The 13,207-nt window shown below is 50.1% G+C and carries 12 protein-coding genes; 4 read left to right on the top strand and 8 right to left on the bottom strand.

Annotation, left to right across the window (positions count from 1 at the left end; translation table 11 throughout):
- The first annotated feature begins 80 nt into the window (after window positions 1-80).
- The gene (splB, locus tag AC50Y3_RS11215) at window positions 81-1,151 is read left to right on the top strand and encodes a spore photoproduct lyase (protein WP_494818843.1); all 1,071 of its coding nucleotides are present in this window, start codon (window positions 81-83) and stop codon (window positions 1,149-1,151) included.
- Window positions 1,152-1,307: 156 nt separating this feature from the next.
- Here splB and AC50Y3_RS11210 read toward each other — a convergent pair whose 3' ends face one another.
- The 6 genes from AC50Y3_RS11210 to yidD form a co-directional block, all read right to left on the bottom strand.
- Window positions 1,308-2,021 carry a cytochrome c biogenesis CcdA family protein gene (locus AC50Y3_RS11210; RefSeq protein WP_494818842.1) on the bottom strand — a complete coding sequence of 238 codons (714 nt, stop codon included), beginning with the start codon at window positions 2,019-2,021 and terminating at the stop codon, window positions 1,308-1,310.
- A gap of 18 nt (window positions 2,022-2,039) precedes the next feature.
- Entirely contained in the window at window positions 2,040-2,846 is an 807-nt protein-coding gene (locus AC50Y3_RS11205; protein WP_494818841.1) for a metal ABC transporter permease, read from the bottom strand.
- Window positions 2,847-3,647: a metal ABC transporter ATP-binding protein gene (locus AC50Y3_RS11200; RefSeq protein ID WP_494818840.1), complete on the bottom strand. Its 801-nt coding sequence runs from the start codon at window positions 3,645-3,647 to the stop codon at window positions 2,847-2,849.
- Window positions 3,648-3,662: 15 nt separating this feature from the next.
- A complete protein-coding gene (locus AC50Y3_RS11195) occupies window positions 3,663-4,610 on the bottom strand; it encodes a metal ABC transporter solute-binding protein, Zn/Mn family (protein WP_494818839.1) in 948 nt (315 codons plus the stop codon).
- 120 nt (window positions 4,611-4,730) lie between these two features.
- On the bottom strand, window positions 4,731-6,743 hold the full coding sequence (metG, locus tag AC50Y3_RS11190) for a methionine--tRNA ligase (protein ID WP_494818838.1): 2,013 nt from the start codon (window positions 6,741-6,743) through the stop codon (window positions 4,731-4,733).
- Window positions 6,744-7,121: 378 nt separating this feature from the next.
- Window positions 7,122-7,397, bottom strand: a complete 276-nt coding sequence (yidD, locus tag AC50Y3_RS11185) for a membrane protein insertion efficiency factor YidD (RefSeq protein ID WP_475779293.1) — start codon at window positions 7,395-7,397, stop codon at window positions 7,122-7,124.
- 241 nt (window positions 7,398-7,638) lie between these two features.
- Here yidD and AC50Y3_RS11180 point away from each other — a divergent pair, with 241 nt between their 5' ends.
- From AC50Y3_RS11180 to AC50Y3_RS11170, 3 genes are read left to right on the top strand one after another with little or no spacing between them, the layout of a single operon-like run.
- On the top strand, window positions 7,639-8,634 hold the full coding sequence (locus AC50Y3_RS11180; protein ID WP_494818837.1) for a Gfo/Idh/MocA family protein: 996 nt from the start codon (window positions 7,639-7,641) through the stop codon (window positions 8,632-8,634).
- A 31-nt stretch (window positions 8,635-8,665) separates the two neighbouring features.
- On the top strand, window positions 8,666-9,643 hold the full coding sequence (locus AC50Y3_RS11175; RefSeq protein ID WP_494818836.1) for an AraC family transcriptional regulator: 978 nt from the start codon (window positions 8,666-8,668) through the stop codon (window positions 9,641-9,643).
- Window positions 9,640-10,728: a Gfo/Idh/MocA family protein gene (locus AC50Y3_RS11170; RefSeq protein WP_494818835.1), complete on the top strand. Its 1,089-nt coding sequence runs from the start codon at window positions 9,640-9,642 to the stop codon at window positions 10,726-10,728. Before AC50Y3_RS11175 ends, AC50Y3_RS11170 begins: the two co-directional genes overlap by 4 nt.
- A gap of 88 nt (window positions 10,729-10,816) precedes the next feature.
- Here the strand turns inward: AC50Y3_RS11170 and AC50Y3_RS11165 are convergent, their stop codons facing one another.
- Together AC50Y3_RS11165 and AC50Y3_RS11160 are read right to left on the bottom strand one after the other, a co-directional pair.
- Window positions 10,817-12,790, bottom strand: coding sequence for a stalk domain-containing protein (locus AC50Y3_RS11165; RefSeq protein WP_494818834.1), 1,974 nt, complete (start codon window positions 12,788-12,790; stop codon window positions 10,817-10,819).
- Window positions 12,791-12,954: 164 nt separating this feature from the next.
- Window positions 12,955-13,173 (bottom strand): hypothetical protein, encoded by a 219-nt coding sequence (locus tag AC50Y3_RS11160; protein ID WP_494818833.1) that lies wholly within the window; start codon window positions 13,171-13,173, stop codon window positions 12,955-12,957.
- Window positions 13,174-13,207 lie beyond the last annotated feature (34 nt).

Below are 13,207 nucleotides of genomic sequence, written 5' to 3'. Positions count from 1 at the left end.
AACTTTCCATGTTTGCTTTGTGACGAATTTCCTCAAACTAATGCTACTTTTCGTTTGAATCCTAAGGAGGTGTATTCCACTTGAGTACAACTTTGCTTGAACGACCACCCGTGAACATACGGGTGCATGAGTCCTTTATTCCGGAGCTTGTTTATTTCGAGCCTGCCGCGCTTGACTACCCTAAAGGCCAACGAATAATGGAATGGGTCAAGTCGATCGGTATTCCTTATAAAATGACGACTTCTCATAACCGCATTACCAATTTACCCGGTGAAACCGAGCTGGAACAATATAAAATCGCGAAAAGAACGCTTGTTGTCGGCATCCGAAAAACGCTGAAATTTGATACGTCCAAGCCATCGGCCGAATACGCCATTCCCATCGCCACCGGCTGCATGGGCCATTGCCATTATTGTTACCTTCAAACCACACTGGGAGCTAAGCCCTATATCCGTATTTACGTGAATACCGATGAAATCATTCAAGCCGCTAAAGGCTATATCGATGAGCGCATTCCGGAAATCACAAGGTTCGAGGCTGCCTGTACCTCTGACCCGGTTGGTCTCGAGCCCATTTCAGGCAGCTTGCGCGAGCTCATCACGTTCATGGCCGGACAAGAGTACGGCAGGCTCCGTTTCGTTACGAAATATCATTATGTCGATTCTTTGCTGGATATTAAACATAATAATCACACCCGCATCCGTTTCAGCGTCAATGCCAATTATGTCATCAAGAATTTCGAGCCGAACACCTCAAGGTTCGAACAGCGAATTGAAGCTGCCGCCAAAATCGCCAGAGCCGGCTATCCGCTCGGCTTCATCATCGCGCCGATTATTTGGTACGACGGATGGCAAGAAGGTTATGCGGAGCTCCTCTCTTCTCTTGCTGCCGCTCTCCCGAAGGATGCCTCATCGAATTTGACCTTCGAGCTCATTCAGCATCGCTTCACGAAAACAGCGAAGAACGTCATCGAGAAACGGTATCCGCGCACTAAGCTGGAAATGGACATCGAGAAGCGCAAATACAAATGGGGCCGCTGGGGACAAGGCAAATATGTATATCCCGATGAACAAGCAGAAGCGCTCCGCATGTTTATCTCGGAGCGCATCTTTGAACATTTTGAAGATGCTAAGATTGAGTATTTCACTTGAACGAATAAAAGTACGAAAGAAAAGAAGGGTGTGACCGGAGAGTTTACGTGCTGCCTTTGATAGGGGGATATCACCTTAAAACCTAATCCAGAATAACCCCCTATCAACAGCAGCCGCAGGCACATCCCTTCGTTCTGAAGCTTACTTTGAACAGTTCTAGAACTTCAGCCAATCCGGCGTGATGGTGTTCAGCCAGATGGTGATTTTGGTCATCCGGTCGGTGAAGAGCAGGATGCCCATGAGCAGCATAACGGCGCCGCCGATTTTCATCATGATACTGGAGTAACGCACGATCCATCTTGTGGAGCCAATGAAGAAGGCTAGTACGAAGAACGGGATCGCAAATCCAAGGGCATATGCGGTCGTTAGCTGGAACCATGTTCCCGGCTCGGAAGCAGCCATTAAGAGGATGCTGGCCAGAATCGGACCTGTACACGGCGACCAGCCTGCTGAGAAGCCGATGCCGAAGATGAACGATGCAAAGTAACCGGAACGGTTGGTTTTAAGCGGGATTTTCATTTCGCGCAGCAATAATTTCGGCTGAATCAGTCCCATTAAGACAAGGCCCATCAGAATGATAAGGACAGCAGATAGCTGCCGGATTAGCGTCTGATACTCGGAGAACAGCTCCGCGAACGCATTGGTGCCATAACCCAGCGTGTAATACACGACGGAGAACCCTAAGATGAAGAAAAACGTATGGGTCATCGTGCGAATCCGCACTTCTTTGCCGGGATGCTCGCTCTTCAGATCACTTACGGACACGCCGGTAATATAGGATAAATAGGACGGGTACAGCGGCAGGCAGCACGGAGAGATAAAGGAAGCGATCCCTGCTCCGAAAGCAGCCCAAATCGTTACGTCAGACATATGTACTCACCTCCATCTTCATCCTGCGCTAAATTTCCGTCTGATGGAAAGCAGCAGCAATAGAAAAACAATAAGCAGCATAACAATCGTACCGCCCGGTGCCAAGTTCCAAACTCCTGCAACGAGCAGCCCAATCGTAACCGCAAGCTCTGCGATGACAACGACGGTGACTACCGATTGCCGGAAGCTTCTGGCGATGATTAGGCTGCAGGCCGCCGGAATAGTTAGCAGTGCGGACACAAGCAGCGCTCCGACGATCTTGATTGACACGCTGATCACGAGTGCCGTCAGTACGCTTATCATGAAATTAAAATAACGCGTCGGCAAACCGCTGACGGCCGCTGCATCTTCGTCGAAGGTGAGCAGAAACAATTCCTTCGCATGAAGCGCTACAGCGAGCAGAACGATGACGGTTACGACTCCGATTAAGATGAGATCCACGGAATCGAGCGTATAGATGCTGCCGAACAAATAACCGCTGACACTTACGTTAAAGCCTTTGCCCATTGTAAAAAGCAAAGACGCCAGCGCTACGCCGCCGGACATGATGATCGCGATAGATAGCTCTGCATAGGTCTTGTACGCTTTGCGCAGCTTCTCAATGGCGAAGGTAGCGGCAAGCGCGAATAGAAGACCCATCGCGACAGGGTAGACGCCGATCAGAAAACCAAGTGCGACCCCCGCTATCGACACATGCGCTAACGTATCTCCGATCATAGAGAGCCTTCGCAAGACAAGAAAAAGGCCCATCAACGGGGCCGTGATACCAATGAGCACGCCCCCGATCAGCGCCCTCTGAAAAAATTCACTCGTTACGATATCCACCTAAACGCCTACTTTCCCTCTCTCCATGGAATGACGCAGCTCTCTTAAGCTATGCGTCAAATTCGTTTCCACACAATCCTCCAGATCATGGGAATGCTTCACATAAAACTTGATTTTGCCGCATTGCTGCTTCGGCTGCTGCCCCAGGTAAGAGCGGATCATCTCCATATCATGCGAAACCATCAGGAACGTAATGTTATGGTGCTGATGCATATGTTTGATCAGATGGAAGAATCCTTCCTGCGTCTCGGAATCGATGCCGACCGTCGGCTCGTCCAGGATGAGCAATGCGGGATTGTTGATGAGTGCACGCGCGAGAAAAGCACGCTGCTGTTGGCCGCCGGACAACTGACCGATCCGTTTGCCGGCCAGATCCTCTATCTTCATCGCATGCAGTGCTTCATCGCACTTTATGCCATCCGCCTTCGACACACGCTTAAACAGTTTGTTGCGGCTGTATAACCCGGACAACACGACCTCGCGCACGGTAGCCGGAAACAGTGGATTAAACGAATTCTTTTGCGGTACATAGCCGATTCGATTCCAATCTCTAAACTGCCCGATTGGCTCTCCGAACAGCTTGATCGTCCCGCTTGTTGGTTTCATCAAGCCTACAATCATGCGCAGTAGTGTCGTCTTCCCTGCGCCGTTCGAGCCGATCAGCCCAACGAAGTCCCGCTCCTGGATCGAAAAACAGACATCGTCGATGACCGGTTTTTGCTCATAAGCAAACGAGACATCGTTTAACTCTATGATCGGCTGATGACACACAAATTGCGGTTGTTGCTGCTTTGTCTGCATCTTACTTCCTTCTTTCTATTGTAAGGCTTGAACTAGATTTTGCAAATTCGCCTTCATTAGAGAGAAGTAATCTTCCCCCTTGGCTTCCTGCTCCGGCGTAAGCCCTTCTAGCGGGTTCAGCACCATGGTGCTCACATCAGCTTCTCTAGCAAGCGTCTTAGCTAATTCATCGGATACCAGCTCTTCAAAGAAGATATACTTGATCCCATTGTCCTTCACATACTTGGCGATCCGAAGCAAATCCTGCGCCTTCGGCTCTGCATCAGGGGACAACCCCATTATAGCCACTTGTTTCAGTCCATAATCACGGGCCAAATAACCAAATGCTTGATGCGATGTCACTATATCCTTACGAGGCGCTGCGCTTAACGCCTTCTTATACGATTCATCCAAGTCCGTTAGCTTCGCATGCAGCGTTGCATAGTTCGCTTCATAATCACTCTTATGCGACTGATCTGCCGCAATGAAACTATCTAGTACGGTCTTCGCCATGATGAGCATCGATTTCGGGCTTACCCACGTATGAGGATCAATATGATGGCTGTCATCGGTGTGCCCTTCTTCTTCTTCCGGATTACCGGAAAGCTTCACAATATCCTTACTCGCTTCTACGGTCATGACCTTCGTATCGCTCGGCAAACCTTCCAAGAAGTCATCCACCCAGCCTTCTAGCCCAGCGCCATTATACAGAAACAGCCGCGCTTGCGATGCCGTGTCCAAGTCACGGCTCTTCGGACTCCAATCATGCGGCTCTACGCCGGCCGGAATCATGTTAATGGCATTCGTGCCGTTTCCGCCGATTTCCTTAGCGAGGAAATAGAGCGGGTAGAAGCTGGTAACCACATTCAGCTTCCCCTCGACAAGCTTGCCTTTCGATGCGGAACCGCAGCCAGCAAGAATAAAAACAAGAAATGCCAGCGTAATCGCTGACAGTGCCATTGGACGGAACGATTTCGAAACCATTTATACTGCACCTCTACTTCTCATAATCGTAAACATTACAATTTGATTATATAGACGCCTATATGCCCTGTCAACAAGCAACCGCCGAAGCATAGCGCTCCGGCGGTCTATCGTTCATGCTTATTTCACAATTGCGCCATTAGGCATATCATCAGGCACAGTCGCCAATGTCAATTGATCGCCGTGTGAAGCGGCAAGAATCATGCCCTGCGACATTTCGCCGCGCAGCTTCACCGGCTTCAGGTTCGTTACGCAAATGACCTTGCGTCCCACAAGCTGCTCCGGTGTGTAGAATTTGGCAATGCCGGATACAACCTGGCGTTTCTCAAAGCCGAGGTCGAGCTGCAGCTTCAGAAGCTTATCCGCCTTTGGAATCGGCTCGGCAGCCAGCACTTGCGCCACGCGCAGCTCTACCTTGGCGAACTCGTCAATGGCAATCTCTTCTTTCAGTGCAGGCGCTTCTGTCTCGGCAGGAGCAGTTGGAGCTGAGGCAGACGCCGCAGTTTCAGCAGCCGGCTCTTCAGCAGCTTCCGCAGACGCAGTACCGCCGCCCATAGAGATAGCGATAAACGAAGTTTCCTCCGCTACGTCAAGGCGCGGGAAGATCGGATCGCCTTTCACTACTTTTGTGCCGCCCGGGAATTGGCCGAATTGCTTCGTGCTGTTCCAATCCGTCAACGCGCCTTCGGTAAGACCAAGCTGAGCGCGGATCTTAAGCGGTGCATTCGTCAGGAACGGCTGCAGCAGAATCGAGATGATCCGAAGCGATTCCGCCAAGTGGTGCATAACAGAAGCAAGCTCGCCGCGTTTCTCCTCGTTCTTAGCAAGCGTCCATGGCTGGGTTTCATCGATATATTTGTTTGTGCGGCTGACTAGCTGCCAAATCGCAGTAAGCGCTACGGAGAACTCCATACGCTCCATGGCTGCTTCAACCTGCTCAGCCGTGCCAATTGCCAGTGTGGACAATGTCTCATCGAATGCTGTTACAGTGCCGTCGTAAGCCGGAACGTTGCCGCCAAAATATTTGTCGATCATCGCGATCGTCCGGTTCAGCAGGTTTCCAAGATCATTCGCTAGGTCGAAGTTGATCCGTTCCACGAAGTTCTCCGGTGTGAACGTACCATCTGCACCAAATGGAACTTCGCGCAGCAAGTAGTAACGAAGCGCATCGAGGCCGTAACGGTCGATCAACGTTACAGGATCAACGACATTGCCTTTGGACTTGGACATTTTGCCATCTTTCATTAGAAGCCATCCGTGTGCGAAGACCTTCTTCGGAAGCGGCAGATCAAGCGCCATCAGCATAATCGGCCAATAGATCGTATGGAAACGCACGATTTCTTTGCCAACCAGATGAACGTCGGCCGGCCAGAACTTGTCATATTGGCTTTGATTGTCCGAACCGTAACCCAGTGCCGTAATATAGTTCGACAATGCGTCGATCCATACATACACGACATGCTTCGGATCGCCTTTTACTTTGACGCCCCAATCGAACGTTGTACGGGATACCGCCAAGTCCTCCAGACCCGGCTTAATGAAGTTGTTGATCATTTCGTTCTTGCGGGATTCCGGCTGAATGAACTCCGGGTTCTCTTCGTAGAACTGCAGCAAACGATCCGCGTATTTGCTCATCCGGAAGAAGTAGCTCTCTTCCTTCACGAGCTCAACCGGACGTCCGCAATCCGGACAGTTTCCGTTTACCAGCTGGCGCTCCAGGAAGAACGATTCACATGGCGTACAGTACAGGCCTTCGTAGTTTCCTTTATAGATATCGCCTTGCTGAAGCAGCTGATCGAAGATTTGTTCCACGACTGCTTTATGGCGATCTTCCGTTGTGCGAATGAAATCATCGTTGGAGATATCAAGCTTCTTCCACAGCTCTTTAATGGTTACTACGATATCGTCGACGAACTGCTGAGGCGTTTTGCCCTTCTCTTGTGCCTTGCGTTCAATCTTCTGGCCGTGCTCGTCAGTACCGGTCAAATACCAAACGTCATAACCCCGCAGACGCTTGTAGCGGGCCATCGCATCACCTGCTACCGTCGTATACGCATGGCCGATATGGAGCTTGTCGCTCGGATAATAGATGGGTGTCGTAATATAAAAGGATGGTTTCGTCGTTTCACTCATTGTCTCTCGTCTCCTTGTTCGGGTTTTGTCTGATTCATAAACGCAAAAAAAGCTTCCATCCACTATGGGACGAAAGCTTGTCGCTAACGCGGTACCACCCAATTTTCTCTCCCCGGCATGCTGCTCCGAAGAAAGCTTCATTAGAACCATCTGCCCGCACATGCAAAGCGATGGCCTTCAAACCGATAACGAGGTCAGTCGCCGTACCCTTACTTCAGCCTTCCAATCGACTGAGCGCTCGAGCACGAGTTCTCCGGGACCATTTTCCAAAAGCTGCACCTTGCCGGCTTCCACCTGTCCCGGCTCTCTGGTTAGGTCATTTCTCTTGTACTTATCCGTTCATCGAACATCCTATTGGTAATGATTCTCTTGCGAAAACTATACCGAATCTTGCGTATCACTGTCAAGGCCGGCAGATGCCTGCCTCTCGCGTTCTTCGCGGGTCGGCGGTACATAGTCGATGCCTCCGGGATGAAAGGGATGACAGCGGCAAATGCGTTTGGCTGCCAGCCAGCTTCCGCGAAGCGGACCATGCTTATCGATCGCCTCCAGCGCGTAGGCAGAACAGCTCGGATAGAAGCGGCAGGTCGGCGGCTTGATCGGCGAAATGAACCGGCGGTATACGTGAATCGGTGCTTTAATGATCGCTCGCATGGCCGCAGCCTCCTTTCGTTCTATTTTGACCTAATTTCATCTTAACGTCAATTTTACAAACATATGAACCCACTCCACACTAGCAATGTCGTAATTTTATAGTTAATATGTCATAGTAACGTATTTAACAGCGGTTTCAATTGTGTTAGGGTTAAACCATGTCGCATAATCAGAGCACAAAAAACTGCGATCGCACGACATCATTACCCAAATTCAAGCACTTAACAGGAGGAATTTCTAGATGATTCGCGTAGGAATGCTTAGCTACTGGCATGTTCATGCCTGGGATTACACCAAACAAGTTCAAGAAAATCCAAACACAGAGATCGTAGCTGTATGGGACGAGCTGCCAAACCGCGGTCAAGAAAATGCGGACAAACTCGGCGTACAATTCATCGCTGACCTGGATGAGCTGCTTGCTCGCACAGATATCGACGCTGTAGTTGTAGATACACCGACAAACATGCACCGCGACGTAATGGTTAAGGCTGCGCGCGCCGGCAAACATATTTTCACAGAGAAAGTAATCGCTCCAACGCTTAGCGAAGTAAACGAAATTATCGCTGCTGTTAATGAAGCAAGCGTGAAATTGACCGTTTCCCTTCCGCGTATCAACGATTCTTACACGCTTGCTGCACAAGAAGTGCTTAGCCAAGGTCTGCTTGGCGATTTGACTCAAGTGCGCGTTCGTCTGTCCCACAACGGTGCGACAGCTGGCTGGCTGCCTGAGCATTTCTACAACTTGGAGCAATGCGGCGGCGGCGCTCTGATCGATCTGGGCTGCCACCCGGTATACTTGACTCGTTTGTTCCTCGGCTTGCCTGAGAGCGTTAATGCGACTTTCGGTCACGTTACAGGCAAAGAAGTCGATGACAACACCGTTACAACTTTGCGTTATGCAAACGGCGCATTCGGTATCGCAGAAGCGGGCTTCGTTAACGCGTGCTCCCCATTCTGCTTCGAAATCCATGGTACAGACGGATCGCTCCTCTACGGCTTCCCGGACAATGCGGTTCGCGTACGCAGCACGAAATCGGATTCGCCGCAAGAGTGGGTAACGATCGACCAACCGGCTAACCGTATCCCTGCTTTCGATCAATGGGTAGGTCATATCTTGAATGACACAACTGCCGATGAGAACATCGCACTTGCGATCGATCTGACTAAAATCATGGAAGCTTCCACGATTTCCGAGAACGAGAAACGTTCGGTATCCCTGTCCGAGCTGAAAAACTAAACGAAATTCCGAAGAAGGAGGTGGCAGCGCCTTGGCTAAACCGTTTACGTATTCAATCATGGCAACTCGCAGTGATGAAATAGATCGGCTGGACATTCAGTTCCGCTGGGGAGGGTATGGCTTTCGCGTACTTCGCTGCCATCTCGCTACCTTCTCTCCGGGTAAAATCGTTCGTTTCCACAAGCATTCCGAATACGAGTTTCATTTTATTCCTCGCGGCAAAGGTACGGTTATCATGGAAGACACGGTCCACCAGCTGCATGAAGGGCTGTTTTATTTAACCGGCCCGAATGTACTCCATCAGCAAGAAGCGGATGCCCGCGAAGCGATGGATGAGCTGTGTCTGCATATTGATATCGTGCCGATTCCCGAAAGTGATGATGAAGAAAGCTGGGGAGATCCTTGGGAACGCCATGAGGCGGAGAATTGTATTCAGGCGCTCGACAACCTGCCGCTGCGTCCGCATGTCGACCAGTACAATGCAATGTCTTGGTTTCTGTCGGCTTACCGAGCTTGGACAGAAGGACAGCCCGGTGCTTTCTCTTCGATCAAGCAGTCGATTATACAGATCCTGCTTCGTGCATCACGGATGTCGTCGGTTCCTAACGCTACGTTCAAACCGCCGTCAAGGAATATGAATGAGCACCGTTTTCGCATCGCTACCCAATTTATTCATGACAACTATGCGCAGCCATTGACCCTCCAAGAGGTTGCTGAGCGTATTCCGATCAGTGCAAGGCAGCTGCAGCGGATCTTCCGCGAGCAAGGTGAAGAATCGTTCAGTGCGTATCTAGAAAATTACCGGCTCTCTCAAGTATGCTCCGCGATTATTGAAGGCCAGAATCCGATTGAGCATATTGCGCTTGAGCATGGTTTTGCCAGCAGCAATTATTTGTATTATGTCTTCAAGAAGCGGTTCAATATGACGCCGAGACAGTTCCGCATTCAGCATACGTCGGTGAAATCGTCCGGAATGGACGAGAAGCTAAAGGAGATGAATCGAAGTTGACCACAACGAAGCCTATTCGAATTGGGATTATCGGAAGCGGCGGAATCGCGCATGCCCATGTTCGGCAATATAAACAGTTGCCGGGCGTTGAAATTGTAGCAGTAGCCGACGTCATTCCAGGCAAAGCCAAGCAATTTACGGAATCGCTCTCATTGACAGATACGCAAGCTTTTGACAGTCACCGCAGTATGCTGGAATTGGATCTGGACGGAGTCAGCATTTGTACGCCTAACGTGTCCCATCATGCCACTACGGTCGATTCCCTTCGTGCCGGCAAGCAAGTGCTGCTTGAGAAGCCGATGTCCGTTACACTGGCTGAAGCCGTTGACATGGTGCAAACCGCCCGCGAAACGGATCGCATGCTGACAATTGGCTTTCAGCCGCGCTACGACCCTAATATGAAGCTTGTTCAGGACATCGTACAGTCCGGCAAGCTCGGCAATGTCTATTACGTAGAAACCGGCGGCGGACGCAGACGCGGTATGCCCGGCGGCACGTTCATCAGCAAAGCGCTCGCTGGTGCTGGCGCAATGGCGGATATCGGCTGCTACTCGCTCGATATGGCGTTGAATGCACTTGGCTACCCACGTCCTCTTACCGTTTCGGCTTTTACAAGCAATCATTTCGGCACGAATCCGCTTTATCATCCTGAAGCAAGCAAGTTCGAAGTCGAAGACTTCGGCGTTGCGATGGTCCGTTTCGAGAACGACCTCGTGCTTCAGTTCAAGATTTCTTGGGCGATGCATATGGACTCACTCGGCTCCACGATTTTCCTTGGCACGGATGGCGGCCTCAAAGTCAACCCGCACGGCACCGGCAACTGGTCCGGCGTCTGGGATGGCAAAGTCGGCAGCATGACGCTGTACCATGACTTCATGGGCCAGCAAACCTCTACACCGGTACCTGCCATTGAGCACAATAAAGACCTGTTCTTCGAGAAAGTCCGCGACTTCGTGGATGCGATTCGCGAAGGCCGTCCTGCCCCGATCCCAGGCGAGCAAATCATGATTCAGCAAGCGATTATCGACGGTGTTATTCGTTCCGCTGAGCTTCGTCGCGAAGTTGAAATCGTACTGCCTTGGTAAACTAAACTGCCTGTAACCGACAAAAAAGCCTGCAAGCCAGGTACCCGCTCTTCTCCAGAGCGTGTATCCAGCTTGCAGGCTTTTTCATTTATCGCCGGAATCCCGGCAGCGGCAGGAACAACATCGCAACAGGCAGGTTGCTGCCCGCAGCTAAGGTGAATACCATTTCAACGGATTCTTCCGAATTGCCGGTGCGGTATAACACAGCCGCTTCCTTATTGTCCTTAAGAATCGTTTCGTTCGCGACGGTGACCACCTGACCATTAATCATAAAGGCCCCGGTATAGTACCCGCCTCTTGCATTAAGAGCAATAAGCGTATTAGGTGCTACATGCGGCAGACGTATTTTGTAAAGTACGCCGAAATTGCCGATGTTGTACTCTAATTGACCGCTAGTATCATCGATTCCATCCAAATACGTGTCCAGCTTCTTATCGCCAAGCATAATGCGCTGCGGCGTTTCACCCAGGGAGTCCGTCAGATCGATGTCGCGGTCGGCGTTATAGAACGTCCCTCTGACATGCTTCCCGTCGCGCGGCATGATCGACAGGTTCGGCAGCTCCGCAATAGGATTCTTGCCTGCGGCAACAACGACGATTTGGAAGGTAAGCTCTTGGTCAGCGTAGATATCTGCATATGCTGACAGAACTTCCATAATTTTCATCGGTGTTTTCGAAATTTCAGGTAGAATCTCTTTCGTTTCATGCGGTCTGATCGTCATCCATCTCGGAGCCGGATTCTCGCCGATCGACTTCAAGTAACGCACGGTAGACAGCTTCCCCGTATTAACTACATAGGGATCTGGTCCACCGATCCCCATCGAGCTGGTGTTTACGTTGACCGGAGTTCCGTTGTTGTTTGTTGCTAGCAAGTACATTTTGACCGGATAACCGATGTTGTTTACATTATGGAACATGAACCGTACCTGACCCGTTAGCTGTGCCTCGTAAGCGATCCCCTCTTGAAGCAGCGTTTCCGGGCTGTTACTGCGCACCATCTGAGCCGATTCCGATTGGAAGGTATACGTCAGCGCCGGAATATTAAGCACGGAATTGCTGTCGATGGCGAATTTATCACCGATTTTGGTAAACAATTTATTATATTCATCCCGTGTGTATAGCACTTCCGACGTTACAGTAACCGTCTTCGTAACGGAATGCACCATGCCATGACGATCCTCTACCTCAAGCGTTACTTGCTTATCGCCTGCTTCGAAGAAGGCCTTATCATTTCCTGTCCATGTACGTCGAACAATCGCGTTCTCGTCATCCGTACTTTGATCGATATAGGTAATATTCTCACCAATGCGGTAACTGGACTGCTCGGTTGTAAAGTCGGCAACAGGCGCTTGGTTCGGCGGTTTAACTTCGATCGTTACAGAGAATGGATCGCTCCATAAACCATTAATATCCTGTACCTGTCTCGTAATCGTATAGATACCCGCTTCCGGAAATACATCCATACGACCTTCATAACGATCGTCGACGAATGGTGCATCCGTGTAGTTAACCGAACGATCGATATAAGCTACTGTCGTTTGTCCTGCATAAATTTCAGTCGGCTCAACCTCGAAGAACGCTTTGGGCTTCTTCGGAATGACGACCGTGTTCCAGGACAAGGTAATTTGCTTCCCTGCAACTGCGATTGCGCTGTCTGTTAGCACGCCCCATGAACGAAGCGGTACCATCAGGGAACCATTCAGAACATACGGCTTGCCTGTTAGCTTAACAGGCGTACCGCCTCGATAAGCATACATGCTTCCAATCTTGAATCGAAGGACATTCGAAGGGCCGGTTGCGATCGATTCCTTCTTCTTCGCATCGTACGAAATCGTGTATCCATAACGGGATGCGATGGAGCTAAACGGTATAAACGTTGTATCCTTCACTGCTGTTACCGGCTGTGACGATTTGTATGACTTCCCATTATGCTTCATTACGTTGCTTCCGATTTGCAAAATAAGCGTATCTGAGACACCTTGAGCCGATGCCGTTTCGCTAGTAATGGTAGAGAAAGGGAATATCAGAAATGATAAGATCAGAATCCATTTCAACGATTTCATGCTGCGTCTCCTTTGTTCTCTCTTAGTTACAGACAGCGAGTGCCCGAATAGCGTGCTGCTGCTGTTTTGCCAGCCGCTCATGTCACGTTAAACGTAACCGAGACTGGAAAGGTTGCGGGAGATTGGGAAGAGACAAGCTTTAGACACATCTGTGGAATCGTCGTTTAACCATTTACTCGCATGTTAATTAAGAAGAAAGTTGCCATTACAATAAATGCTATACTAGTAAATATCGCAACGATCATTCGGATTCTCTTGGCTTTGTTAAGCTGCCTTTGATCCGATTGCTCCTTGGCTAACGTAACGGAACGATGTACGAATAAAAATACGATTGCGAGTGTTACAAAAACCATATTGGTTAAAAACCACAATTGCTGCCACATGCCTTTACCTCTCCTAACCTTTCGCTTATGCATA

The organism is Paenibacillus sp. J22R98, from assembly GCF_059383835.1.
Note: the sequence above shows the minus strand (reverse complement) of the source record. Positions and strands in the feature narration are given on the sequence as shown.

Coding starts and splice junctions, on each gene's coding strand:
- AC50Y3_RS11210 (WP_494818842.1), bottom strand. CDS start 2,021: ATGTCTGACGTAACGATTTGGGCTGCTTTCGGAGCAGGGATCGCTTCC.
- AC50Y3_RS11160 (WP_494818833.1), bottom strand. CDS start 13,173: ATGTGGCAGCAATTGTGGTTTTTAACCAATATGGTTTTTGTAACACTC.
- AC50Y3_RS11180 (WP_494818837.1), top strand. CDS start 7,639: ATGATTCGCGTAGGAATGCTTAGCTACTGGCATGTTCATGCCTGGGAT.
- AC50Y3_RS11200 (WP_494818840.1), bottom strand. CDS start 3,647: ATGCAGACAAAGCAGCAACAACCGCAATTTGTGTGTCATCAGCCGATC.
- metG (WP_494818838.1), bottom strand. CDS start 6,743: ATGAGTGAAACGACGAAACCATCCTTTTATATTACGACACCCATCTAT.
- AC50Y3_RS11195 (WP_494818839.1), bottom strand. CDS start 4,610: ATGGTTTCGAAATCGTTCCGTCCAATGGCACTGTCAGCGATTACGCTG.
- AC50Y3_RS11165 (WP_494818834.1), bottom strand. CDS start 12,790: ATGAAATCGTTGAAATGGATTCTGATCTTATCATTTCTGATATTCCCT.
- yidD (WP_475779293.1), bottom strand. CDS start 7,397: ATGCGAGCGATCATTAAAGCACCGATTCACGTATACCGCCGGTTCATT.